Origin of the sequence: Acidipropionibacterium timonense (assembly GCF_900605005.1) — a bacterium.
GTDB classification, from domain to species: domain Bacteria; phylum Actinomycetota; class Actinomycetes; order Propionibacteriales; family Propionibacteriaceae; genus Cutibacterium; species Cutibacterium timonense.
Genome location: NZ_LR027558.1, coordinates 2,103,020 through 2,126,529, shown reverse-complemented (window position 1 = coordinate 2,126,529; position 23,510 = coordinate 2,103,020). Strand labels below are relative to the sequence as shown.

At 69.8% G+C, this 23,510-nt stretch carries 20 protein-coding genes; 13 read left to right on the top strand and 7 right to left on the bottom strand.

Features of this window, described 5'->3' with window-relative positions; genetic code table 11:
* Nucleotides 1-2: 2 nt before the first annotated feature.
* The 3 genes from dhaL to E0E30_RS10025 form a co-directional block, all read right to left on the bottom strand.
* Nucleotides 3-644 carry a dihydroxyacetone kinase subunit DhaL gene (dhaL, locus tag E0E30_RS10035; protein ID WP_130866153.1) on the bottom strand — a complete coding sequence of 214 codons (642 nt, stop codon included), beginning with the start codon at nucleotides 642-644 and terminating at the stop codon, nucleotides 3-5.
* Nucleotides 632-1,633: a dihydroxyacetone kinase subunit DhaK gene (dhaK, locus tag E0E30_RS10030; protein ID WP_130866152.1), complete on the bottom strand. Its 1,002-nt coding sequence runs from the start codon at nucleotides 1,631-1,633 to the stop codon at nucleotides 632-634. Before dhaK ends, dhaL begins: the two co-directional genes overlap by 13 nt.
* A gap of 65 nt (nucleotides 1,634-1,698) precedes the next feature.
* Complete coding sequence (locus tag E0E30_RS10025; protein ID WP_130866851.1) at nucleotides 1,699-2,976, bottom strand: MFS transporter; 1,278 nt, start codon at nucleotides 2,974-2,976, stop codon at nucleotides 1,699-1,701.
* 171 nt (nucleotides 2,977-3,147) lie between these two features.
* Between E0E30_RS10025 and E0E30_RS10020 the strand changes: the two genes are divergently transcribed.
* Nucleotides 3,148-4,026 carry a 1,4-dihydroxy-2-naphthoate polyprenyltransferase gene (locus tag E0E30_RS10020; protein WP_130866151.1) on the top strand — a complete coding sequence of 293 codons (879 nt, stop codon included), beginning with the start codon at nucleotides 3,148-3,150 and terminating at the stop codon, nucleotides 4,024-4,026.
* An 18-nt stretch (nucleotides 4,027-4,044) separates the two neighbouring features.
* Here E0E30_RS10020 and E0E30_RS10015 read toward each other — a convergent pair whose 3' ends face one another.
* The 3 genes from E0E30_RS10015 to E0E30_RS10005 all read right to left on the bottom strand — a co-directional run bounded on the left by E0E30_RS10015 (nucleotide 4,045) and on the right by E0E30_RS10005 (nucleotide 8,577).
* Complete coding sequence (locus E0E30_RS10015; RefSeq protein WP_130866150.1) at nucleotides 4,045-5,847, bottom strand: ABC transporter ATP-binding protein; 1,803 nt, start codon at nucleotides 5,845-5,847, stop codon at nucleotides 4,045-4,047.
* A gap of 196 nt (nucleotides 5,848-6,043) precedes the next feature.
* A complete protein-coding gene (locus E0E30_RS10010) occupies nucleotides 6,044-7,873 on the bottom strand; it encodes a TM0106 family RecB-like putative nuclease (protein WP_130866149.1) in 1,830 nt (609 codons plus the stop codon).
* Between the two features lie 5 nt (nucleotides 7,874-7,878).
* A complete protein-coding gene (locus E0E30_RS10005; protein ID WP_130866148.1) occupies nucleotides 7,879-8,577 on the bottom strand; it encodes a demethylmenaquinone methyltransferase in 699 nt (232 codons plus the stop codon).
* A 63-nt stretch (nucleotides 8,578-8,640) separates the two neighbouring features.
* On the opposite strand from E0E30_RS10005, the gene E0E30_RS10000 reads away from it, so the two are divergent.
* Together E0E30_RS10000 and E0E30_RS09995 are read left to right on the top strand one after the other, a co-directional pair.
* Nucleotides 8,641-9,294 carry an ABC transporter ATP-binding protein gene (locus E0E30_RS10000; RefSeq protein WP_210115883.1) on the top strand — a complete coding sequence of 218 codons (654 nt, stop codon included), beginning with the start codon at nucleotides 8,641-8,643 and terminating at the stop codon, nucleotides 9,292-9,294.
* On the top strand, nucleotides 9,291-11,069 hold the full coding sequence (locus E0E30_RS09995) for a DUF6297 family protein (RefSeq protein WP_130866146.1): 1,779 nt from the start codon (nucleotides 9,291-9,293) through the stop codon (nucleotides 11,067-11,069). Before E0E30_RS10000 ends, E0E30_RS09995 begins: the two co-directional genes overlap by 4 nt.
* 90 nt (nucleotides 11,070-11,159) lie before the next feature.
* Here E0E30_RS09995 and E0E30_RS09990 read toward each other — a convergent pair whose 3' ends face one another.
* Nucleotides 11,160-12,404, bottom strand: a complete 1,245-nt coding sequence (locus E0E30_RS09990; protein ID WP_210115815.1) for an isochorismate synthase — start codon at nucleotides 12,402-12,404, stop codon at nucleotides 11,160-11,162.
* Nucleotides 12,405-12,644: 240 nt separating this feature from the next.
* Here E0E30_RS09990 and E0E30_RS09985 point away from each other — a divergent pair, with 240 nt between their 5' ends.
* The 10 genes from E0E30_RS09985 to nuoI all read left to right on the top strand — a co-directional run bounded on the left by E0E30_RS09985 (nucleotide 12,645) and on the right by nuoI (nucleotide 23,505).
* Complete coding sequence (locus E0E30_RS09985) at nucleotides 12,645-13,925, top strand: geranylgeranyl reductase family protein (RefSeq protein ID WP_130866145.1); 1,281 nt, start codon at nucleotides 12,645-12,647, stop codon at nucleotides 13,923-13,925.
* Nucleotides 13,926-14,001: 76 nt separating this feature from the next.
* Nucleotides 14,002-14,361: an NADH-quinone oxidoreductase subunit A gene (locus tag E0E30_RS09980; protein WP_130866144.1), complete on the top strand. Its 360-nt coding sequence runs from the start codon at nucleotides 14,002-14,004 to the stop codon at nucleotides 14,359-14,361.
* 19 nt (nucleotides 14,362-14,380) lie between these two features.
* Nucleotides 14,381-14,938 carry a NuoB/complex I 20 kDa subunit family protein gene (locus E0E30_RS09975; RefSeq protein WP_130866143.1) on the top strand — a complete coding sequence of 186 codons (558 nt, stop codon included), beginning with the start codon at nucleotides 14,381-14,383 and terminating at the stop codon, nucleotides 14,936-14,938.
* Nucleotides 14,935-15,666, top strand: coding sequence for an NADH-quinone oxidoreductase subunit C (locus E0E30_RS09970; protein ID WP_130866142.1), 732 nt, complete (start codon nucleotides 14,935-14,937; stop codon nucleotides 15,664-15,666). Before E0E30_RS09975 ends, E0E30_RS09970 begins: the two co-directional genes overlap by 4 nt.
* Nucleotides 15,666-17,006: an NADH-quinone oxidoreductase subunit D gene (locus tag E0E30_RS09965; RefSeq protein WP_167853926.1), complete on the top strand. Its 1,341-nt coding sequence runs from the start codon at nucleotides 15,666-15,668 to the stop codon at nucleotides 17,004-17,006. The genes E0E30_RS09970 and E0E30_RS09965 overlap by 1 nt, the downstream gene beginning before the upstream one ends.
* Entirely contained in the window at nucleotides 17,003-17,770 is a 768-nt protein-coding gene (nuoE, locus tag E0E30_RS09960; RefSeq protein WP_130866141.1) for an NADH-quinone oxidoreductase subunit NuoE, read from the top strand. Before E0E30_RS09965 ends, nuoE begins: the two co-directional genes overlap by 4 nt.
* A 29-nt stretch (nucleotides 17,771-17,799) precedes the next feature.
* Nucleotides 17,800-19,134: an NADH-quinone oxidoreductase subunit NuoF gene (nuoF, locus tag E0E30_RS09955; RefSeq protein ID WP_130866848.1), complete on the top strand. Its 1,335-nt coding sequence runs from the start codon at nucleotides 17,800-17,802 to the stop codon at nucleotides 19,132-19,134.
* On the top strand, nucleotides 19,131-21,587 hold the full coding sequence (locus E0E30_RS09950) for an NADH-quinone oxidoreductase subunit G (RefSeq protein ID WP_130866140.1): 2,457 nt from the start codon (nucleotides 19,131-19,133) through the stop codon (nucleotides 21,585-21,587). The genes nuoF and E0E30_RS09950 overlap by 4 nt, the downstream gene beginning before the upstream one ends.
* Nucleotides 21,584-22,918, top strand: a complete 1,335-nt coding sequence (gene nuoH / locus E0E30_RS09945; RefSeq protein WP_130866139.1) for an NADH-quinone oxidoreductase subunit NuoH — start codon at nucleotides 21,584-21,586, stop codon at nucleotides 22,916-22,918. Before E0E30_RS09950 ends, nuoH begins: the two co-directional genes overlap by 4 nt.
* A complete protein-coding gene (nuoI, locus tag E0E30_RS09940) occupies nucleotides 22,918-23,505 on the top strand; it encodes an NADH-quinone oxidoreductase subunit NuoI (RefSeq protein WP_130866138.1) in 588 nt (195 codons plus the stop codon). The genes nuoH and nuoI overlap by 1 nt, the downstream gene beginning before the upstream one ends.
* Nucleotides 23,506-23,510: the final 5 nt, after the last annotated feature.

Sequence of the window (23,510 nt, the reverse complement as noted above, 5' to 3'; positions counted from 1 at the left end):
TCTCAGGCCAGGCAGCGGGCTGCCGACTCGATGAGCAGGGCCAGGGAGGTCGCCCCCGGGTCTTGGTGGCCCTTGGACCGTTCGCCCAGGTAGGACGCGCGCCCGCGGCGGGCGATCATCTCGACGGTGGCGTCGCGCCCCTCGTTCGCGGCGGCCGAGGCCGCATCGAGGGCCTCCTTGAGCCCGGCTCCCTTCTCGGCGGCGGCCAAGCAGGCCTCGACGGCCGGCGCGAGGGCGTCGACCATCGTCTTGTCGCCACGCTCGGCCTTGCCCCGAGCGACGATCCCCTCCAGTCCGGCCTTGAGCGCGGCACCGAAGGCGGCGGCGTCGAACTCGTGGCCAGGCGCCAGGAAGGTTCCCAGACGCAGGAAGAGCGTGCCGTAGAGCGGGCCGGACGCCCCGCCCACCGTGCTCACCAAGGTCATGCCGGCCTTCTTGAGCAGGCTCGACGCATCGGCGAAGGTGGCCGGGTCGAGGGCGGCCACGGCGGCCATGCCGCGGGTCATGTTGGACCCGTGGTCGGCGTCACCGATCTGGCGGTCCAGATCGGTGAGCATCGTGGAATTCTCGGCGACAACCTGCGAGTAGTCCTTGAGCCAGGCGGCGGCGGTCTCGACGGTCAGTTCTGACATCAGCATCCCCAACGAAGTCCGGGTGTGTTGACCGGCGCGTCCCACAGAGCGAGCAGGTCGTCGTCAGCACCCAAGAGGGTCAGGGAGCATCCTGCCATCTCCAGGGAGGTGATGTGGTTGCCGACGAGACTGCGCGCGATCTTGATGCCCTTGCCGTCGAGGATCTTGGCGACCTCGCCGTAGACGAGGTACTGCTCGATGAGCGGGGTGCCACCCATGCCGTTGAGCATGGCGATGACCGGGGCCCCGGTGTAGTCGCGGTCGGCGAGGATGGGCTCGACGAGCTGCTCGGCGACCTCGGCGGCGGTGCCGAGCTTGACCTTCTCGCGGCCGGGTTCGCCGTGGATGCCGATGCCCAGCTCCATCTCGTCCTCGCCGAGCTCGAAGGTCGGCTTGCCGGCGGCGGGCACCGTGCACGAGGTGAGGGCGATACCGAAGGAGCGGCCGGCGTCATTGATCCGAGCTGCCAGGGCCAGCAGGGAGTCGATGTCCTGCTTGGCCTCGGCCGCGGCGCCGAGGAGCTTCTCCATGAACACCGTGAGACCGACACCGCGACGACCCGCGGTGTAGAGCGAATCCTGGACCGCGACGTCGTCGGCAACGACGATCGACTCGACGCGCACGCCGGACTCGGCGGCGGCCATCTCGGCGGCCATGTCGAAGTTCATGACGTCGCCGGTGTAGTTCTTGACGATGTGGATGACGCCGGCGCCACCGTCGACGGCATGGGTCGCGGCCATCATCTGGTCGGGGACGGGTGAGGTGAAGACCTCACCGCAGCAGGCGGCATCGAGCATGCCGAGACCGACGTACCCGCCGTGCAGGGGCTCGTGGCCGGACCCGCCACCCGAGACCAGGCCGACCTTGCCCTGGACCGGCGCATCGGCGCGCAGCACCACACGGTTCTCGAGGTCGACACGGAGGGTGTCGGGGTGCGCAGCGGCCACACCGACGAGGGAATCGAGGACGACATTCTCAACGGCATTGATGAGCTTCTTCATGGGGTCAAGTCAACCAGAGCGGTCAAGCCCCCGAGCGCCCAGGCCGTGGAATTGGGGGAGAGGTCTCAGCGGATCGTCTGGGTGTAGTTGACGGTGACCCGACCCCGCACGATCCGCAACCACGGGGCATGCTTCGACGGATCGATCCGAACCCGTAGTGAATCGACCCTCATGATGAAGACGGTGACGACGACGAAGGTCGCGGCGATCGACAGGCAGGGCACGCCGACCGTCCAGCGGGGCCCCAGGGCGTCCCCGAACCAGCCGATGAGGGGAGAGGCCAGCGGGGTGCCGCCCATGACGAGGGCCGACCACAGGCTCATGACCCGACCGCGCATCTGCGGGGACACGGAGGTCTGCACGAGGGAGTTGGCGATGATGATCGACGAGATCGCCCCCCAGCCCACCGGCGCCATGAGGACGGCGAAGATCGGGTACGTCGGGGCGAAGGTGGCAGCCGCCATGGAGATCGTGTAGACGACGAGGGCGAGCTCGACCCACCGCAGTCTCGGGGCCCGGCGAGCCGCTCCCAAGGCGGCGATGATGGCGCCGACACCCATGACCGAGCCGAGCAGGCCGTACTCGCCCGGGCCCTTGCCGAACTCGGCGGTGGCCATGACGGCGTCCGAGATGTTGAAGTTGAAGCCGAAGGTGCCCATCATGAAGGCGATCGCCAGGAGCACCTTGAGGTCGAAGCGGTTGTTGACGTACCGCACCCCGTCCATGACCCCCGACTTCTCCTTGGCCGGCGGGGAGGGGTGCAGCTGATCGGCCCGCATGAGCAGCAGGCAGGCGATGAAGCCGATGAAGCAGCCGACGTTGATGGCCATGACCCAGCCGGTGCCGATGACGGCGATGAGCACCCCGGCCAGCCCCGGTCCGAGCAGCCTGGCGCCGTTGAAGGAGGCGCTGTTGAGGCTGATGGCATTGGGGAGCTGGGACAGCGGGACGACCTCCGAGACGAAGGCCTGCATGGCCGGGCTGTAGAAGGCCCCGGCGATCCCGTCCATGGCGGCCAGGACGAAGACGTGCCACAGCCGCACGTGACCGGTGAGCACGAGGGTGGCCAGGATGGTGGCGTCGATCCCCATGACGATCTGGGCGATGACCATGATGCGCCGCTTGGGCAGTCGGTCGGCCAGAGCGCCGGCCCACGGAGTGAGGACGAGCATGGGGGCGAAGTTCACCGCGGTCATCCAGCCCAGTGCCGAGGCGTTGTTGTGGGTGAGGATGACCAGGACGAGCCAGGACTGGGCCGTCCGCGCCATCCACTGACCCATGTTCGCCAGGACGGTGCCCCAGAAGTACGTGCGGTAGTTCGGCACCGACATGCTGGCGAACATCGAACTCACCGCGACCTCCTTCATGCGACGGCGGACCTGATCGGGGACCGGACACGTGTGAGCAACGCTACGCCCTCGTGCATCGGCCGGTCGGGACGGTCTAGGGTTCCCCTGACCCGTGCGGTGCCGTCCCCGGTGCGCCGACCACGGGCAGGAGCGTGAGGAGGTCCGATGGCGACGACGGCCCAGTGGATCGAGGGAGCCCGGCCCAGGACCCTGCCGACGGCCATCGCCCCGGTGACGGCCGGTTCGGCGACGGCCGCGGCCATGGGCGGGTTCGATCTCGGCCACGCCCTGCTGGCCCTCGTCGTGGCCCTGGCCCTCGTCGTCGGGGTGAACTTCGCCAACGACTACTCCGACGGGGTCCGTGGCTCCGACGGGGAGGACCGCGTCGGGCCGCTGCGCCTCGTCGGTTCGGGAGTGGCCGAGCCTGGCCACGTCAAGGCTGCGGCCTTCGGCTGCTTCGGCGTCGCCGCGGTCGCCGGGCTCGTCCTCACCGTCCTCACCGGACACTGGTGGTTCATCGCCGTCGGCGCGGCCTGCATCCTCGCCGCATGGTTCTACACCGGCGGCGACCACCCCTATGGCTATGTCGGGCTCGGAGAGGTCTTCGTCTTCATCTTCTTCGGGCTCGTCGCCGTCGCCGGGACGACGTACACCCAGGCCGACCGGGTCGACGCCGCCACCTGGGTGACGGCGGTCGCCATCGGGGCCCTGGCCTGCGCAGTCCTCGTGGCCAACAACCTGCGCGACATCGACGGCGACAGGCTCTCGGGCAAACGGACCCTGGCCACCCGGATGGGTCACGACGGGACGCGGGCCCTCTACGTCGTCCTCGTCACGGTGGCCGCCGTCGGTGTGGTCGTCGTCGCGGCCCTGACGACCTGGTGGGCCCTGCTCGGGCTGGCCATGGTCGTCCTGCTCGTCGGCCCGGTGCGGGCCATGGTGACCCGGGCGGAGGGGATGGCCCTCGTCCCGGCCCTGCGCAACACCGGCCTGGCCGAACTCCTCTGCGCGATCGGGCTGGCGCTCGGGGTCGCGCTGGGGTGAGGCGTCGATGCCGAGCGCTCAGACGGTGATCCCGAACTTCTCCAGCCGCTTGCGGTCCGCCTTCGAGCTCGAGGCCTGGAGGGCCAACAACTCGGCGTAGATACCGCCGGAGCGGGCCAGCTCGTCCGGCGTACCGATCTCGTCGACCCGGCCGGCGTCGAGGGTGACGATGCGGTTGACCGAGGAGATCGTCGAGAGCCGGTGGGCGATGATGAGGCTCGTCCGGTCGGCCATGAGTGATTCCAGGCCGGCCTGCACCCAGCGCTCCGACTTGGTGTCGAGGGCCGAGGTCGCCTCGTCGAGGACGAGGATGGGGGCGTCCTTGAGGATGGCCCGGGCGATGGAGATCCGTTGCTTCTGCCCGCCGGACAACTTGATCCCGCGCTCGCCGACGACGGTCTCGTAGCCCTCCGGGAAGCGATGGATGAAGCGGTCGGCGAAGGCCTTGCGCGCAGCCATCCGCACCTGCTCGTCGTCGGCCTCGGTGCCGTAGGCGATGTTCTCGCGGATGGTGCCGGAGAAGAGTGACGGGTCCTGGAAGACGACGCCGATGGACCGGCGCAGCTCGTCGACCGGCAGGCTCGACAGATCGTGGCCGAGCACCTCGATCCGGCCCTGCGATGCCGGGTAGAGCCCCAGCAGCAGGTTGACGAGGGTCGACTTGCCTCCGCCGGACTCGCCGACGAGGGCGACCTTCTCACCGCGGGCGACGTCGAAGGTCACGTGGTCGATGACCCGGTTGACGCCGTCATAGCTGAAGACGACGTCGTCGAAGCTCACCGCCGGCCGCGACTCGACGACCTCGATGGGCTCGTGACGCGCCGAGCCGAGGGCGGGGGCGTGGACCCGGTCGGGGGAGGGGGTCTCCATGACGGCGAAGTAGTCGCGCGAGCCGGCCACCGCGCGTTGGGCGGTGTCGATGATGTAGCTCATCATCATGACCGGCTGGCGGGCCATGCTCATGAGCTGGATGAGCAGCACCATGTCGCCGACGCTGAACCGCCCGGTCGCCGTCTGGACGAAGATGAGGGCGTAGCAGCCGAAGAAGATGACGTTGAGCACCGCTCGACGCACGGTGTCCATCCGGTGCCAGTGGTCGGCCTGGGCACGGGTCGAGGTGATCGTCTCGTCGTAGTGGCGGTCGAAGGAGGCCTGCTCCTGCGCCTCGGTGACGAAGGACTTCACGACGCGGATCTGCGAGATGACCTCCTGGAACCGTCCTCCGGCGGTGTCCAGGTGGGTGTTGATGACGTCCTGGTGGGCCTGCCAGTTGCGCGAGGTGAGGGCGGTGAGCCACACGTAGAGCGGGAAGACCACCGCCAGCAGCACCGCCAACGGCCAGTAGTACAGCGCCGAGATGGCCAGCACCGCGATCGTCGTGAGGAGGATCGTGAAGAAGTTGTTCGAGAAGCTCTTCGCGAAGTCGGTGACATTGGTGATCGACCGGGTGAGCTTGGAGGTGATCGAGCCGGTGAGCTCCTCGTCGAACCACGACTGGGGCAGGCTGAGCAGCTTCTCGTAGTACTTCGACGAGAGGATCTGGCGCATCCGGGCGCTCATGACGTCGCCGAGCCATCCGTTGGCGTTGGTGGCGGCGGTGTTGAGCAGATCCAGGGCGAGCAGGGCCACCGCCAACCCCATGATGGGGCCGATGTGGTGGTTGCCGGTGCGCACCCCGTCGACGGCCAGGTCGGTGGCGCGGGCCACGACGAAGGGCACCGCCAGGGCGGCCGTGGCGGTGAGGATCGCGGTGACGACGATCCCGACGTAGTAGCGCCACAGAACACCGGTGAAGCGAAGGATGCGGACGAGCGAGTGCATGGGGCTCCCTGGGCGAGGGGTGCCGGGGCGCTCCCGGCCGTGGGAACGCTACCCCGGGCCGGTGCGGCGACCCAAGGATGTTCGACGACAGCGGGACCGACCGCCACGATTCCCCGCGCAACCTCCGGACACGGCGCGTCCGGGGCGGATCGGCCGGTTGCGCGGCAAATCGTGGCGGTCGAGGAGCAGGTCCGCCTCAGGGACGGGCGCCGTGGACCTCGCGAAGCCAGGCGCGCAGGGCGTGGGTGGCGCGGACGTCGTCCTCGTTGTACTCCATGACCCGCCGCTCGGCGGCCTGCCGGGCCTGCGGGTCGGGGTCGTGGACCGCCTGGTCCCACCAGGTCTGCGAGTTGAGGCCGCCGGGGTCGGCGTCGCGCCAGTGGAACCCGGGCCCGGCCTGGGCGACGACCTTGAGGCCGATGCCGTGCACCCCGAAGAAGTGCTGACGCACGGTCCTGAAGATGTCGACGAAGCAGCCGGAGTCGATCAGACGCTGCACCGCGCGCGTCACCTCGGGGTCGGTGGCGGTGTGTCCGAACCGTCTCAGGTGGACCAGTTCGTAGTCGGAGTAGTGGACGATGATGCACTCGGGCACCCGGCGCACGACCTCGTCGAGCCAGCCAATGGCCTGGGCGGCGAGAGCGGCCTCGGCGGCGTCATCCATGTCGACGAAGGAGCTGAACGAGACGTAGTAGGGGCGCTCGTCGGTGGTGTCGGGAAGCAGTTGGTGCGGGTCGTCGACCCACACCCCCCACAGGTAGACCCGGTCGTCCGGTGAGGTCTCGATGTCGAGGTCGAGTTCGACCGGACCACTCGGCAGGTGGATGGGGTCGTCGTCGTTGCGTTCCAGGACGACCCCGTCGCGGATGAGACGCGCACGCCGCGCGGCCAGCCGCACCCGCCGTTCCGGCTGCGGTCGGTGCTGCACCTCCGGCAGGTAGCGCGGCAGGAGGGAGTCGAGGTCGGCGGTCGCCAGGTCGTCGACAATGGCGACCCCGAGGCGGCGCAGGGTGGCGATCTCGCGGACGTCGAGCGGAGCCTTCGAGATGCGCAGGGACAGGTCGTCGTCGCCCAGGGCCGGCTCGCACACCGTCCACCAGGGACACGACTCGCACTCGCGCACGACGATCGGCAGCACCATCGGCTCGGGGTCGTCGGGACCGCCGGTGCGCCGGGCGGCGTGTTCGGCGACGCTGACCCGGAAGGTGTGCTCGTGGTCGTAACGGTCGAGCACCGAGCGCCGGCGCCACCCGGACGCCGCCGACCGGGAGAAGGTACGGATGAACCGATGCCCCAGGTCGAGCCAGGCGACACCGAGCAGGGAGTCCTCGCTCGCCGTGGGCCCCTCGGAGGGGCGGTACCCGGGAAGGTTGCGCAGCATGTCGATGGTGTCGGTGCCGATGATGCCGGTGAGGCGGCGGTGCCCCGGGACCTTCGCCGGGTCGGCGAGCAGACCGAGGTCCTCGAGCAGACGCCAGTGGTGGGCGGCCTGGAGGAGGGCCCCCTCGCGCCCGGCACGGAAGGTCTGGTCGAGGGACAGGTGGGAGCGGCGCGGGTCGGGGTCGGTCAGCGGGGAGACCCAGGTGAACTCGGCCAGGGTGTGGTGGCGCTCCAGGACGAGGTGGTTCTTGACGATGACCGGCAACCAGCCCGGGCCGCCGTCGGACCGTTCACCGGCGGCGACGAGGAGGTCGGGGCTGCCGGTGCGATGGCCCTGGGGTGAGGAGGGCAGGAGCGGGGCGAGCACGACCGGGGCCCGGGAATCAAGGGCGCGACGGGTCGCGATGCGGTGGCTCTGGGCGCTGGACTGACGCCACGGCCGCAGGTCGATCGCCCCGGGAAGGGCAGCGAGGAGGTCGAGCACGCGGTCGGTGAAGGCCTGCGCGCCGTCGAAAAGCTCGGAGTTGGCGGGGTCGGGACGCTCCGGCGGGCCGGGGATCGTCGGGTCGAAGGCGTTCTGCGTCTTGACCGGGCACGATCTGGCTGCCCAGGCGTCGAGGAGGACCGGGTGGTCGACGGGGCGCACGCGGCTCAGGCCTTCCAGGCGCGGTGGAGCGCCAGGACGCCGCCGGCGATGTTGCGCCAGGCCACGGCCCTCCACCCGCACTCCGTCATGAGAGCCGCCAGGTGGTCCTGGTCGGGCCAGGCGAGGATCGACTCGGCCAGGTAGTCGTAGGCGTCGCGGTTCGAGCTGGCCATCCGGGCCATCGCGGGGATCGCCGCCAGCAGGTAGTCCTTGTAGACGTGCCGGAACGGCCCCCAGGTCGGGGTGGAGAACTCGCAGACGACGACCCGCCCACCCGGTCTGGTGACCCGCAGCATCTCGGTGAGCGCCGCCCGGGTGTCCTCGACGTTGCGCAGCCCGTAGGAGATCGTCACGGCATCGAAGGTGTCGTCGGCGTAGGGCAGGGCGGTGGCGTCCCCGGCGACGAAGTGCAGGTCGGGCTGGCGCTGGTGGCCGACCTCGAGCATCCCCAGGGAGATGTCGGTCGGGTAGACCTCCGCCCCGTGGACGGCGAAGGTGGCCGAGGAGGTGCCGGTGCCGGCGGCCAGGTCGAGGATGCGCTGTCCGGGTGCTGGCTCGACGGCGTCGACGACGTACTGGCGCCACCGATCGACCGCCCCCAGGGTCATGAGGGAGTTCATGAGGTCGTAGCGACGGGCGACGCCGTCGAACATCGAGGCGACGTCCGCACGGCGTTTGTCGAGGGTGGCTCGGGTGGTCAGCACCTGAACAGTCTGGCACAGGCTCGTGGACGGCGGTTTTGGGTCGGTGGTGTGCCGTGCGGGACAATGTGCCCCATGGCCTCACGCAGCACCGTCCTCGTCGCCAAGGACCTCACGAAGTCCTACGGTGACCACACCATCGTCAGCGGGTTCTCCCTCACCGTCCGTGAGGGGGAGGCGGTGGCCCTCACCGGACGCAACGGTGCCGGCAAGTCGACCGTGCTGCGCTGCCTCGTCGGCGCCGATCGACCGACCTCGGGCACCGTCGAGGTCCTCGGCCGTCGCGTCTCGGAGACCGATCCGGAGTTCCGGCGCCATGTCGCCACCGTCATCGACGACCTCGACTTCTTCCCCGACCTGTCCGTCGTCGAGCACCTCGACCTGCTGGCGCGGGCCCATGGTCTCGTCGACGCCGACGAGCTCGTCGACGAGGTCCTCGAGGAGGTGCAGCTCGTCCCGCAGTCCGGTCAGCTGCCCGGCACCCTGTCCTCGGGTCAGCGACGTCGCCTGGGTCTGGCCACCGCCCTGGTGCGTCCGCGCAAGCTCCTCGTCCTCGACGAGCCCGAGGCGCGCCTGGACGTCGAGGGCATCGCCTGGCTCGCCAAGCGCCTCAAGGAGGAACTCCACCAGGGCCTGGCCATCGTCATGGCCAGCCACGAGCCGGCCCTCGTCGAGAGCCTGGGGGCCCGGATCGTCGAGCTGGGAGGGCCGCGCGGATGAGCCGGCGCAGGTCCCGCAACACCCCCCGTCGTCCCGGGCAGGGCAAGCCCTCCCAGAACTCGCGGGCGGCCTCCGGCCAGGTCGATGCCAGCGAGTCCGCAGCCGAGCGCGAGTTGGGAGGGGAACTTCCCGACGCGACCCTCGTCGTCGACCACGATCCGCAGGAGTACTGGGCCGGGCAGGCCGACGAGCGTCAGCTCGAGCTCCTCATGGGCGACTGGCGCAGGGGCCGCACGACGCGCAACATCTGGCAGGCCCTGGGTGACGGCTACGTCCTCATCTTCTCCCTCGTCGTCGTCCTGGCCATGGTCATCAGCCTCGTCGTCCAGGCCCAGGGGCAGGCCTCGGGCTGCACCTCGACCGGGTGCCGGACGGCCCGCGACATGCTGCCGGTGGCGGCGACGACGGCCGTCCTGGCGTTCGCCCTGGCCGCCTCGCGGATCTTCGGTCCGGTGCTCGCCTCGGCGGCCGAGGGATTCTGGCTGCTCGACGCCCCGATCGACCGGTCGCGGCTGCTGCGCAAGCGTCTCAGCGCCGCCCTCGTCGTGGCGCTCGTCGCCGGGGCCGTCCTCGGCGCCCTCGTCTCGGCCCTCACCGGGTCGTCCGGGGTGGCGATCGCGGCCTGGACCGTCGCGATGGGCCTGGGCGCGGCGGCGGTCGTCGCCTTCGCGGCCGCCGAGCAGGGGGCCGAGCGGGCCTGGACCGTCCGGGCGGTGCAGTCCCTGGCCGCGGCGGCCGGGACCCTGGCCATGATCGCGGTCGTGATGACCGCCACCGGCTGGTACCCGGTGGCCCTGAGCACGAACCTGTCCCTGGCCATCGCCTGGGGGATCGGGATCGGCGGCGTCGTCGTCCTCGTCGTCGCGGCGATCCTGGCCCGCCGGCGACTCAACTCGATCCGACGGGCCCGCCTCATGGCCGGAGGTTCGCTGGCCGCCGGTATGCAGGGTGCCGCCTTCGCCCTCGACTTCGCCCTCATCCGGGACATCCTCCAGGAGCGGGAGGCCGTCGAACGGGGCCACGTCCGGCCCACCCGGGGGCGGGGGATGGGACTGCAGGCCCTCATCTGGCGTGACGTCCAGCGTCTCGTGCGGTTCCCCCGTCCGCTCATCACCCTCGTCGTGACGATCCTCGTGCCCTACGCCGTGCAGGCCCTGGGTCTGGGCAGGTTGTCCTCGCCGGTCTCGGCCCTCGTGCTCGTCGCCGCGCTCGTGCCGTTCTTCACCAGCCTGCGCGTGCTGAGCCGGACCAAGGGACTCATGCGCACCCTGCCCTTCACGACCTCCCAGGTGCGCACGGCCGCCTCGGCCGTGCCGGCGGGGCTCGCGCTGTTGTGGGCGATCGCCACCGTCCCGGCCTTCCACGGCCTGGGCGCCGCCGGTCGGATGGACTGGGGCCACGCCGCGATGAACGCCCTGGTCACCGCGGCGGCCGGGTTCGTCGGCGCGGTCCGGTGGGTCTCGGCCAAGCCGGCCGACTACTCGGCCCCCATGGTCGCCACCCAGGCCGGTGCCATGCCCCCGGGCCTCATGTTCAACCTCGTGCGCGGCCTCGACATGGTCGCCCTCATCACCATCTGGCAGGTGCTCGGCCTGTCCCCGTGGATCAGCGTCGTCGCCGCGGTGGTGGCCTTCTCCGTGCTGCGGATGGGCGGTCTGGACCAGCAACAGCTCCAGGAGATGCAGGAGGAGTCGCGCCGGCAGCTCGCCGAGCAGCGCGAACTGGCCCGCGGGGACCGCCCGTCCAAGGGGGACAAGAGGGTCGTGCGCCGCTGAGACCCGGCCCCGGTGGCTCCCGGGTCCGCGAGCGGCGCGCCCCGCCCCGGGAGGAGGCCCACCGCGCGAAGGGCCGGCTCCGGGAAGGGGTCAGCTCCGGGTGACCAGGCGCGTGAGGGTGGCCAGCTGACTCTCGAGGTCGGCAGCCAGGGCGTCGGGGTCGTCGTCGATCCCGACCGGCTGGCCGAGGAAGACGTGGAGGATCCGTGGGTCGACGGCGTCGAGCTGGCCACCGCGGCAGTCCGACAGCCACTGGCCGTTGCCCATGGCGTCGACCCAACCGACCGGTCCACTCACCCGACCCCTGTCGAGCTCCTCCACCTCGGCCAGGACGGCCTGCGCCCGCCACGGTGGGGTCCCGGTGACGAAGGCCGTCGGGTGCAGGGCGCTGAGGATGGTGAGGGAGGAGGTGGCCCCCGTCGTCACCCCGCTGACGTCCGAGACGAGGTAGCTGGCGTCCGGTCCGGCGACCAGCCCCGGGGTCTCCGGTCGGTGCCAGGCCTGGCAGAAGGGGGCCAGGGCGTCGCGTACCGCGTTGACGATCTCGGCGTGCTGGGCGGCCAGCGGGCCGTCGCCGACGAGCGCGTCGAGGAGCAGCTCCTCGGTCTGCGGACGCCGTCCCGGTGCATGGGTGAGGGCCCGGGAGGTGACCAGGCCGTCGCGCACCTGCACGGTGAGCTTGGACGTCGTCCCCACGGCGCCGGCGACATGGTAGGTCCAGGCGTCGGGGAAGCGGCGCGACAGGGTGCCGACGATCCAGCGTGGGTCGATGGGAAGGGGGCTGGTGGCCAGCATGTCGCGCATGATGACGAGCCGCTCCAGCCCGCCGGGGATGAGGAGGTACTGCGCCTGAGCGGCCACCTGACGCCATCGCTGCGCGCTGATCGCCCCATCGGTGAGATCGATGGACGGTGGGCGTCGGGGTCGGATCTGCCTGCGGGGAGGGTCCGAGACGACCCGGTCGTACGAGAACTGGGTGAGCCAGGACTGCCCGTAGCGTCGTCCGATGATGGTTCTCGGGACGATCATGACCGAGCGTGAGGAGGAGCGGTCGGGATCGAAGGTGAACGAGCCGAAGGCCACCGGTCCGGTGCCGAAGACCCCGGGCAGCTCGGTCTCGTTCTCGAGTTCGGCGCAGAAGGCCTCCCACCAGACGTCGGCCGCAGCGGGGGAGTCCGTCTCGAACCGCGCGATCTCGCCGATGCCGACGACCCCGTCGCCACGGTGGAGCATGCAGGTGGAGTCGGTCGGCGTCATGAAGGATCCGAGCGACCCTGGGTCGTCGATGACCACGGTCCGGGCACGCAACCGGGTCGATCCAGGGTTGACGATCATGTGGACGACAATACCCGGAGCCGTCCGGACGGCTGGTCAGCGCGCGCATGTCGGAACCCTGTGCGGCCATGGCCCGAGCGGGTCCGGTTCCCCGCGAACCGAATTACGTCACGAGAACATTGCCAAATAGCGTCCCCTCCGGACGGCGTCATCCCTAGTCAGACCGCGGCACGCCCGATTGTGACGAAGAGCACGACCGGCCATAGACTCAGGTGAACCACACCAGCGAGGAGGCTTTCCATGACGGGATCCGTCGACGGCGACGTCGTCGACTCCGACGCCGTCGTGGTCGGGGCCGGACCGGGCGGATCGGCTACGGCCGCGCACCTGGCCCGCCACGGTCTCCAGGTCACCCTGCTCGAGAAGGCGTCCTTCCCCCGCGACAAGGTCTGCGGGGACGGTCTGACGCCGCGCGCGGTCAAGCAGCTCATCGGTCTGGGGATCGACGTCTCCGAGGATGCCGGCTGGAAGCACACCCACGGCCTGCGGATCCACGGTGGCACCGTCGCCCCGTTCATCCTGCCCTGGCCCGACCTCGCCGACTTCCCGAACTTCGGCATGGTGTGTCGGCGCACCCAGCTCGACCAGCGACTGGCCGAGCACGCCGCGGCGCAGGGGGCCACTCTCGTCACCGGTGCCAACGTCGTCGCGCCCCTCCTCGACGAGCACACCGACCGGATCGTCGGGGTCCGCACCGCTGACGGACGCCGATTCCGCGCCCCGGTCGTCGTCGCCGCCGACGGCAACTCCTCCCGGCTGGCCGTGTCCATGGGTCTGGAGCGCCGCCAGGACCGCCCCATGGGGGTCGCGGTGCGCACCTATTACCGTTCCTCGCTCAGCGACGGGGAGTTCCTCGAGAGCTGGCTCGAGCTGTGGGACGGTGCCCCGCACCAGTCCGATCTGCTGCCCGGCTACGGCTGGGTGTTCCCGGTGGGCGACGGCACCGTCAACGTCGGCCTGGGCATGCTCGACTCCTCCGACGCCTTCCGCAAGACCGACTACCGCGCCCTCATGACCCGCTGGCTCTCGCACCAGCCGGCCGAGTGGGGGTTGACCTCGGAGAACCAGGAGGGGCCCATCCGCGGCGCGGCGCTGCCGATGGCCTTCAACCGCAAACCCGCCTACACCCGCGGGCTGCTGCTCGTCGGGGACGCCGGCGGCATGGTCAACCCCTTCAACGGAGAAGGCATCGACTACGCCCTCGAGGCCGGAGCCCTGGCGGCCGAGGCCATCGCCCAGGCGCACTACCGCGGCGTGGGTTCCCGCTCCGCCGAGCGGGCCCTCGAGGGTTACCCCACGGCTCTGCGCTCCCACTTCGGCGGGTACTTCCGCCTGGGGACGATCTTCGTCAAGCTCATCGGCGACCCGCGGGTCATGCGTCTGTGCACGACCTACGGCCTTCCACGGGCCTCACTCATGAGGTTCGTCAACAAACTTCTCGCGAATCTCACCGATGCGCGGGACGGCGACGTGTACGACCACGTCATCAACGCCCTCACCAGATTGGCGCCCTCGGCATGAGTACCTGCACGGCACTCGACCCGATGGGCGTACTCTCCGGTCGGAGACATCACGTCGGACAAGGTGGTACCCAACGATGAACTCGTACCTGCCCCTGCTCGGACTGGCGATCCTGGCTGCGCTCTTCGTCGTGGCGACGATCACGCTCAACCACGTCTTCAGCCCGACCAGGCAGAACCGGTCGAAGCACGAGACCTACGAGTGCGGCATCGAGCCGACTCCCCAACCGGCCGGTGGCGGCCGGTTCCCCGTGAAGTACTACGTCGTGGCGATGCTCTACATCGTCTTCGACATCGAGATCGTCTTCCTGTACCCCTGGGCCGCCGACTTCACCCGGTTGGGTGTCTTCGGCATGGTCGAGATGCTCCTGTTCATCGTGACGGTGTTCGTCTCGTACCTGTACATCTACCGCCGCGGCGGCCTGGACTGGGACTGAGCAGGGAAGGAAGGACACCATGGCCGAGTACGACGCCGACGTCCCCGCCGGCATCATGATGACCTCCATGGAGGCCATCGTCGGGTGGTTGCGCAAGACCTCGTTCTGGCCCCTCACCATGGGCCTGGCGTGCTGCGCCATCGAGATGATCTCCTACGGCGGTCCCCGCCACGACGCCGCCCGCTGGGGCCACGAGGTGTTCCGCGCCTCACCCCGTCAGGCCGACCTCATGATCGTCTCGGGTCGGGTGAGCCAGAAGATGGCCCCCGTCGTCCGACAGCTCTACGACCAGATGCCCAATCCCAAGTGGGTCATCTCGATGGGGGCCTGCGCCTCCTCGGGCGGCATCTTCAACAACTACGCCGTCGTCCAGGGATGCGACCACATCGTCCCGGTCGACATCTACCTGCCCGGGTGCCCGCCCAGCCCCGACATGCTCATCGACGCCATCTTCAAGCTCCGTGAGCAGATCCAGCACTGGCCGCTGCTCGGCCACATGGCCGAGGTCGAGAAGGCCAAGGAGAGGATCGCCCTCGAGGCACCCTCGACCCTCGAGATGAAGGGACTCATGCGATGAGCGACGGATCCCCGCTGACCCCCGAGGTGCCCGAGGACGGCACCCTCGAGGCCACCTCCGCCCAGGCCGCTGCGCGTCCGGTCATCGGGACCCGGCACGGCATGTGGGGTGGGGCCTCCGGTTCCGGTGACACCTCCGGCTACGGCGGCATGACCCGGGTCGTCGAGATGGCCGGGTCGAGCGAGCGCCCCTACGGCGGTTGGTTCGACGAGGTCGCCGACCGCATGGAACAGCTCGTCCCCGGGTTCTCCGCCGGACTCACCCTCGTCGACCGCGGCGAGATCACCTTCTTCGTCCTCCCGGACAAGCTCGTCGACCTCGTCACCGCCCTGCGCGACGACGAACAGCTGCGGTTCGAGTCCTGCGCCTGCCTCACCTGCGTGCACTACCCGCAGATGACCGGCCAGGAGATGCACGTCGTCTACGACCTGCGGTCGTTCACCCACAACCGCATGATCCGCCTCGAGGTGGCCCTGGCCGACCCCGAGGACCATCACCCCCACGTCCCCTCCGTCGTCGCCGTGTACCCGCACGCCGACTTCCAGGAACGCGAGGCCTGGGACATGTTCGGGGTCGTCTTCGACGGCCACCCGGCCCTCACCCGCATCCTCATGCCGGACGACTGGGTCGGGCACCCGCAGCGCAAGGACTACCCGCTCGGCGGCATCCCCGTCGAGTACAAGGGTGCGGTCGTCCCTCCGCCGGACCAGCGCAGGAGCTACAACTGATGAGCGAGAACCACATGAGTGACCGGGCCACGAACGTGGCCGAGGGGCCTCAGGAGTACCTCACCCAGGGTGGGGACTGGGACCAGATCGTCGCCGAGGCCGCCGAGCGGGGTGACGAGACCGTCGTCATCAACTTCGGTCCCTCGCACCCGTCGACCCACGGCGTCATGCGCCTCATCCTCGAGCTGGACGGCGAGACCGTCTCCGACATCAAGGTCGGCATCGGCTTCCTCCACACCGGCATCGAGAAGAACATGGAGTACCGCACCTGGACCCAGGGCGTCACCTTCATGACCCGCGCCAACTACGTCGCGAACTTCTTCAACGAGCTCGTCTACTGTCTGGCGGTCGAGAAGCTCCTGGGCATCACCGACCAGGTGACCGAGCGCGCCCAGGCGCTGCGCGTCATGATCACCGAGATCAACCGCATCTCCTCGCACCTCATCGCCGTGGGCACCGGCTCCCTCGAGCTGGGTGCCAGCTCGGTGGCCGAGGTCGGCCTGCGCGAGCGCGAGATCTGCCTGGAGTTCAACCAGGCCGTCACCGGCCTGCGCATGAACAACGCCTGGATCCGTCCCGGCGGCACCGCCACCGACCTGCCCGACAACGGCATGGACCTGCTGCGCGACCTCATCGTGCGGATGGAGGGAAACCTCCACGAGATCGGTGACTTCACCCTGGCCAACCCCATCTTCAAGGCCCGGATGAAGGACGTCGCCTACCTCGACCTGGCCGGCTGCATGGCCCTGGGCGTCACCGGCCCGACCCTGCGCTCGACCGGACTGCCGTGGGACCTGCGCAAGGCCCAGCCCTACTGCGGGTTCGAGGACTACGAGTTCGACGTGCCGACCGCCGACAGCTGCGACTGCTACGGCCGCTTCGTCATCCGCCTCGAGGAGATGAACCAGTCGGTCCGCATCCTCAAGCAGGTGCTCAAGAAGCTCGAGGCGACGAAGGGCCAGCGCCACATGGTCGACGACCCGCACATCGCCTGGCCCTCCGAGCTGGCCATCGGGGCCGACGGCCAGGGCAACTCGAACGAGCACATCAAGCACATCATGGGTGAGTCCATGGAGGCCCTCATCCACCACTTCAAGATCATCACCGAGGGCTTCCGGGTGCCGGCCGGTCAGGTGTACCAGGGCATCGAGGGTGCCGGCGGCGAGCTCGGCTGCCACCTCGTCTCCGACGGTGGGGTGCGTCCCTACCGGTCGCACCTGCGCGACCCGGGATTCATCCACGTGCAGTCCCTGCCGGCGATGTGTGAGGGCGGCATGCTCTCCGACGTCGTCCCGGCGCTGGCGTCCATCGATCCGGTCATGGGAGGGGTCGACCGATGAGCGAAGAGTTCCACTACCCGTACTCCGAGGAGTTCCACTCGGACTTCACCGGCTCGGGCGGCGTCGACCAGACCGACCAGTCGACGAACATCACCGAGCAGACCCTCGAGGAGATGAGGTCGCTGGCGGCCCGGTACCCGGACCCCCGATCGGCCCTGCTGCCGATGCTGCACCTCGTGCAGTCGGTCGACGGGCGGGTCTCCCCGGCCGGCATCACCGCCTGCGCCCAGGTCATCGGGATCACCGAGGCCCAGGTCAGCGGGGTGGCGACCTTCTACACGATGTACAAGCGTCGCCCGGCCGGGCGCCACCACATCGGGGTGTGCACTACGGCCCTGTGCGCCATCCTCGGCGGCGACGTCCTCCTCGAGCGGGTCGAGCGCAAGCTCGGCATCAAGGAGGGGGAGACGACCCCCGACGGGATGTTCTCCCTCGAGCGGGTCGAGTGCAATGCCGCGTGCGACTTCGCGCCGATCATGATGGTCAACTGGGAGTACATGGACAACATGACTCCGGCCCGGGCCGAGGAGATCCTCGACGCCCTGGCCGCCGGGCAGGAGGTCCACGCCACCCGCGGCGCCACGATCACGAGCTGGAAGGAGGCCGAGCGCGTCCTGGCCGGGTTCCCCGACGGGCGTGCCGACGAGGGTCCCTCGGCCGGTGAGGCCTCGCTGCGCGGCCTGCGCATCGCCAACGAGCGCGGCTGGAGCGCCCCGAACCCCGAGGACGTCAGGGCTCCCGAGTCGACGGAGGAGCAGAAGTGAGCGTCGAGACGACGGCGGGCCCGGCCCGCATCACCCCGATCCTCTCGGCCAACTGGGCCGACGAGCGGTCGTGGAAGCTGTCCAACTACGAGCGCCGAGGTGGCTACGACGGCCTGCGCAAGGCCCTGGCCATGGACCCCGACGCGGTGACCGCGCTGGTCAAGGACGCCAACCTGCGCGGCCGTGGCGGTGCCGGCTTCCCGACCGGCATGAAGTGGTCCTTCGTCCCCAAGGGCAACCCGAACCCCACCTATCTCGTCGTCAACGGTGACGAGTCGGAGCCGGGCACGTGCAAGGACATGCCGCTCATGATGGCCTCCCCGCACACCCTCGTCGAAGGGGTCATCATCGCCTCCTACGCCATCAAGGCGAAGATGGCGTTCATCTACGTCCGCGGCGAGGTGCTGCACGTCATCCGACGGGTGCAGCAGGCGGTCCGGGAGGCCTACTCGGCCGGCTACATCGGCACCAACATCCTCGGCTCGGGCTACGACCTCGACGTCGTCGTCCACGCCGGTGCGGGGGCCTACATCTGCGGCGAGGAGACCGCCCTGCTCGACTCGCTCGAGGGTCGACGCGGTCAGCCTCGGCTGCGTCCGCCCTTCCCGGCGGTCGCCGGCCTCTACGCCAGCCCGACGGTCATCAACAACGTCGAGTCGATCTCCTCGGTCCCGGCGATCCTGCGCAACGGACGCGACTGGTTCAAGGCGATGGGCACCGAGAAGTCGGACGGTTTCACCATGTACTCGCTGTCCGGCCATGTCGCCAACCCCGGCCAGTTCGAGGCACCGATGGGCATCACCCTGCGCGAGCTGCTCGACCTGTCCGGCGGCATGCGTGAGGGTCACCAGCTCAAGTTCTTCACTCCGGGCGGGTCCTCGACGCCGATCCTCACCGCCGACGACATCGACCTGCCGCTCGACTACGAGTCGATGGCCGGGGCCAGGACGATGCTCGGCACCAAGGCCCTGCAGTGCTTCGACGAGACGACCTCGGTGGTGCGCGCCACCCTGAGGTGGGTCGAGTTCTACAAGCACGAGTCCTGCGGCAAGTGCACCCCGTGTCGCGAGGGCACCTGGTGGCTCGTCCAGATGCTCCGCAAGATCGAGGCCGGCAAGGGCGAGGAGGGCGACGTCGACAAGCTGCTCGACGTGGCCGACAACATCGGTGGCCGGTCCTTCTGCGCCCTGGCCGACGGCGCCGTCGGCTGTGTGCGCGGCGCGGTCGGTCACTTCCGCGAGGAGTTCGAGGCCGGATGCCACGGCACCCCGGCCTGGGAGCTGTTGCCGTACGAGAGGAGCGCCATCTACACCGCGGAGGACCTCCACGGTGGCGCCGTCAACGAGTTCGGAGTCAAGGCATGAGCGTCGACACCAAGACCGGCGACGTCGTCCCCAAGGAGGACCTCGTCACCCTCACCATCGACGGCCGACCGGTGAGCGTGCCCAAGGGCACCCTCATCATCCGCGCCGCCGAGACCGTGGGCACCGTCATCCCGCGGTTCTGCGACCATCCCCTCCTCGACCCGGCCGGCGCCTGCCGTGAGTGCCTCGTCGACATCCCCGACGCCGGCAACGGTCGCGGCTTCCCCAAGCCGCAGCCCGCCTGCACCATGCCGGTGGCCGAGGGCATGGTCGTCAACACCGCCGACTCCTCCCCGGTGGCCCGCAAGGCCCAGGAGGGGATGCTCGAGTTCCTCCTCATCAACCACCCGCTGGACTGCCCCATCTGCGACAAGGGCGGCGAGTGCCCGTTGCAGAACCAGTCGATGTCGCACGGTCGGGGGGAGTCGCGGTACGGCGGCGTCAAGCGGACCTACCCCAAGCCGATCAACATCTCGGCGCAGATCCTCCTCGACCGTGAGCGCTGCATCCTCTGCCAGCGGTGCACGAGGTTCTCCGACCAGATCGCCGGCGACCCGTTCATCAACCTCCAGGAGCGCGGCGCCGTCTCGCAGATCGGCGCCTACGCGCAGCACCCGTACGACTCGTACTTCTCGGGCAATGTCATCCAGATCTGCCCGGTCGGTGCCCTCACCAGTGAGGCCTACCGGTTCCGCAGCCGCCCGTTCGACCTCGTCTCGACGAAGACGACCTGCGAGAACTGCGCCGCCGGGTGCGAGCTGCGCACCGACCACCGGCACTACAAGGTCATGCGCCGTCAGGCAGGCGACCTGCCCGAGGTCAACGAGGAGTGGAGTTGCGACCGCGGCCGCTTCGGTTTCGTCTCCGGCCGCGGTGACGACCGGGTGACGACGCCCTTGGTGCGCCAGGACGGCGTCCTGCGCCCGGCCTCCTGGGCCGAGGCCATCGACGCCGCCGTCACCGGGCTCAAGGCCGCCGGACGGGTCGGCGTCCTCACCGGTGGCCGCCTCACGGTCGAGACGAACCTCGCATGGTCGCGATTCGCCCGGACCGTCCTGGGCACCAACGACATCGACTTCCGGGCCCGCGTCGCCAGCGCCGAGGAGGAGTCCTTCCTCGCCTCGCAGGTGGCCGGACGTCAACTTGCCGAGTCGGTCCAGTACGCCGACCTCGAGCGGGCCGGCAAGGTCGTCCTCGTCGACCTGGAGCCCGAGGACGAGTGCCCCATCATCTTCCTGCGGCTGCGCAAGGCCTGGCGCAAGAAGCACCTGCCGGTGCACGTCCTGGGCACCCACCTCTCGCGTGGGTCGGTGAAGATGGGCGCCACGCTCGTGCCGACCCTGCCCGGTGAGGAGCCTGCATCGCTGGAGCGGCTCGGTGCCGACGGCCTCGTCGACGCCGAGACGATCATTCTCGTGGGGGAGCGGGCCGCTGCGGTCCCCGGAACCCTGGGCGCCGTCGTCGACCTGTGCCGTGAACACGGTGCCCGGCTGGCCTGGGTGCCGCGTCGTGCCGGTGAGGTCGGTGCGGTCGAGGCCGGGTGCCTGCCCTCGCTGCTGCCCGGTGGACGCCCGGTGGCCGACGCCGCCGCCCGCGTCGACCTGGCCGCCGCCTGGGGCGTCGACCAGTTGCCCGCGACCGAGGGCCTGGACACTGCCGGGATGCTGGCCGGTGCAGCCGACGGCACGCTGGGCGCCCTGCTCGTCTCCGGCGTCCAGCCCGCCGACCTGCCCGATCCGGACGCCGCCCGCGCCGCCCTCGAGGGGGTCGGCTTCCTCGTGAGCCTCGAACAGCGACTCAGCGAGGTCGCCCAGCGGGCCGACGTCGTCCTTCCGGTGAGCCTGCTCGAGGAGACCTCAGGCACCTTCCTCAACTGGGAGCACCGACCGGGTCGGGTGCGGGTCGTCAACCGGCAGCCCGCCACCCCGATGAACGAGATCCGGGTGCTGGCCGCCCTGGCCGACGCCATGGGCACCCCGCTGGGGTTCCGGACCGTCGTCGAGGCCCACGAGGCCTGGCAGGAGATCGGACCGTGGACCGGGCAGCGCGTCGACGTCGTCACGGCCCCCGCGAGGTCCGATGACGACGCGGCCTCGGCACAGGTCGGGGGCCTCGTCCTCGACACCTGGCGCGAACTCCTCGACGACTCCGCCTGTCTGGACGGGGAGGAGGCGCTGCGCGCCACCGCTCGTCCGCTCGTCGCCCGGATCGGTCAGCGCACCGCGGACGAGCTCGGGGCCGTCACGGGCGACCTCGTCGTCCTCGGAGACGCCGGGCGCTCCGTCGAGTTGCCCGTCGAGGTCGAGCCGACGATGGTCGACGGCGCCGTGTGGGTGCCCGCCCATCCCGGGACCCCGCTCGTGCAGACCACCGGCCTGGCCCTCGGCGACGTCGTCCGGGTCAGCGTCGACAAGACCCCGAAGTCGGATCTCAGTGAGGGAGGTGTGGCATGAGTCCCCTCGATGTGGCCCCCTTCGGCACCGATCCCTGGTGGCTCGTCCTCATCAAGGTCGTCGTCCTGTTCGTCATCCTGCTCGCCTGGACCATTTTCAACGTGTGGTTCGAGCGTCGGGTCCTCGGCAAGATGCAGAACCGCATCGGACCGGTCATGAACTCGGCCTGGGCCGGCGGCGTCTTCCAGGCCGTCGGTGACGGCCTCAAGCTCGTCTTCAAGGAGATGATCACCCCCAAGGGGGCCGACAAGTTCGTCTTCAACCTCGCCCCGGTCATCGCCGGCATCGCCTGCTTCAGCTCCTGGGCGGTCATCCCGCTGGGCGGACGGGTCTCGATGTTCGGCCACCAGACCAACCTCCAGGTGACCGACGTGCCGGTGGCCGTCCTCTTCATCATCGCGATCTCGTCGATCGGCGTCTACGGCATCGTCCTGGCCGGGTGGTCCTCGGCCGGCAGCTACTCGCTGCTCGGTGCCCTGCGCTCCTCGGCCTCGATGATCTCCTACGAGGTGGCCATGGGCCTGTCCCTCGTCGCGGTCTTCATGTTCTCCGGGACGATGTCGACCTCCGGCATCGTCACCGCCCAGGCCCGCCCGATCATGCTGGGCAGCTTCAGCACCGGCATCCCCGGGCACTACTGGTTGCTCCTGGCCCCGAGCTTCGTCATCTACGTCATCACGATGCTCGGCGAGTCGAACCGCACCCCGTTCGACATGCCCGAGTGCGAGTCGGAACTCGTCTCCGGGTTCAGCACCGAGTACTCCGGCTTTCCGTACGGCATGTACTACCTCGCCGAGTACATCAACATGGCGACCCTCTCGGCGGTCTGCGTCACCCTCTTCCTCGGGGGCTACCGGGCCCCGTGGCCGTTCAACCACCTGGCCTTCATCGACCAGGGTTGGTGGGGGCTGCTGTGGTTCTTCATCAAGGCCCAGCTCGTCATCTTCTTCTTCGTGTGGGTGCGCGGTGCGCTGCCGCGCTTCCGCTACGACCACTACATGCAGATGGGCTGGAAGGCGCTCATCCCGATCTCCCTGGTGTGGGTGCTCCTCGTGGCGCTCATGCGCACCGCGGGTGACCAGGGATGGTTCGGCAGCCCGATCTTCGTCGTCATCCTCGGCGTCGTCGTCCTGGCCCTGCTGGCCTACCTCTTCCTCGGCGGCAAGGAGAAGCCGGAGCCGGTCGCGACCGAGGCGCCGTTCGACGCCTTCGCCGGCGGCTACCCGGTGCCCCCGCTGCCCGGCCAGAGCCTGTCCGGCACCCGCGTGCTGTCCGGGACGACCGAGGAGCCGACACCGACCACCGGAGCGACCATGAGGGGAGAGAACTGATGGGAGCCTGGACCGGGTTCGGAATCACCTTCCGGACGATGTTCCGCAAGACCTTCACCCAAGGATACCCGCAGAAGGGCAAGGAGAAGGTCATGGCGCCCCGCTTCCACGGGCGCCACCAGCTCAACCGCTGGCCCGACGGACTCGAGAAGTGCGTCGGCTGCGAGCTGTGCGCCTGGGCCTGCCCCGCCGACGCCATCTACGTCGAGGGCGCCTCGAACACCGAGGACGAGAGGTACTCGCCCGGCGAGCGGTACGGCCGGGTGTACCAGATCAACTACCTGCGGTGCATCCTCTGCGGCATGTGCATCGAGGCCTGCCCGACGCGGGCCCTCACCATGACCAACGACTTCAAGATGGCCGACACGACCCGTGCCAAGCACATCTGGACCAAGGACGAGCTCCTCGCCCCGCTGGTCTCCGGCATGGAGCAGCCGCCCCATCCGCGTCGTCTCGGTGACGACGAGAAGGACTACTTCCTCGGCCTGCCGCCCACCGGCCAGCCGGACACCCGCACGGGTGCCCCCACCCGGTCGGCGCGGACCCGCTCCGACGAGGCCCATGACTCCCAGGGGGCGACCCGATGAACCCG

Excerpts from the sequence above, each read along its gene's own strand:
- dhaK (WP_130866152.1), bottom strand. The coding sequence starts at position 1,633 with ATGAAGAAGCTCATCAATGCCGTTGAGAATGTCGTCCTCGATTCCCTC.
- E0E30_RS10025 (WP_130866851.1), bottom strand. The coding sequence starts at position 2,976 with ATGTTCGCCAGCATGTCGGTGCCGAACTACCGCACGTACTTCTGGGGC.
- E0E30_RS10020 (WP_130866151.1), top strand. The coding sequence starts at position 3,148 with ATGGCGACGACGGCCCAGTGGATCGAGGGAGCCCGGCCCAGGACCCTG.
- E0E30_RS10015 (WP_130866150.1), bottom strand. The coding sequence starts at position 5,847 with ATGCACTCGCTCGTCCGCATCCTTCGCTTCACCGGTGTTCTGTGGCGC.
- E0E30_RS10000 (WP_210115883.1), top strand. The coding sequence starts at position 8,641 with ATGTGCCCCATGGCCTCACGCAGCACCGTCCTCGTCGCCAAGGACCTC.
- E0E30_RS09995 (WP_130866146.1), top strand. The coding sequence starts at position 9,291 with ATGAGCCGGCGCAGGTCCCGCAACACCCCCCGTCGTCCCGGGCAGGGC.
- E0E30_RS09990 (WP_210115815.1), bottom strand. The coding sequence starts at position 12,404 with ATGATCGTCAACCCTGGATCGACCCGGTTGCGTGCCCGGACCGTGGTC.
- E0E30_RS09985 (WP_130866145.1), top strand. The coding sequence starts at position 12,645 with ATGACGGGATCCGTCGACGGCGACGTCGTCGACTCCGACGCCGTCGTG.
- E0E30_RS09980 (WP_130866144.1), top strand. The coding sequence starts at position 14,002 with ATGAACTCGTACCTGCCCCTGCTCGGACTGGCGATCCTGGCTGCGCTC.
- E0E30_RS09975 (WP_130866143.1), top strand. The coding sequence starts at position 14,381 with ATGGCCGAGTACGACGCCGACGTCCCCGCCGGCATCATGATGACCTCC.
- E0E30_RS09970 (WP_130866142.1), top strand. The coding sequence starts at position 14,935 with ATGAGCGACGGATCCCCGCTGACCCCCGAGGTGCCCGAGGACGGCACC.
- E0E30_RS09965 (WP_167853926.1), top strand. The coding sequence starts at position 15,666 with ATGAGCGAGAACCACATGAGTGACCGGGCCACGAACGTGGCCGAGGGG.
- nuoE (WP_130866141.1), top strand. The coding sequence starts at position 17,003 with ATGAGCGAAGAGTTCCACTACCCGTACTCCGAGGAGTTCCACTCGGAC.
- E0E30_RS09950 (WP_130866140.1), top strand. The coding sequence starts at position 19,131 with ATGAGCGTCGACACCAAGACCGGCGACGTCGTCCCCAAGGAGGACCTC.
- nuoH (WP_130866139.1), top strand. The coding sequence starts at position 21,584 with ATGAGTCCCCTCGATGTGGCCCCCTTCGGCACCGATCCCTGGTGGCTC.
- nuoI (WP_130866138.1), top strand. The coding sequence starts at position 22,918 with ATGGGAGCCTGGACCGGGTTCGGAATCACCTTCCGGACGATGTTCCGC.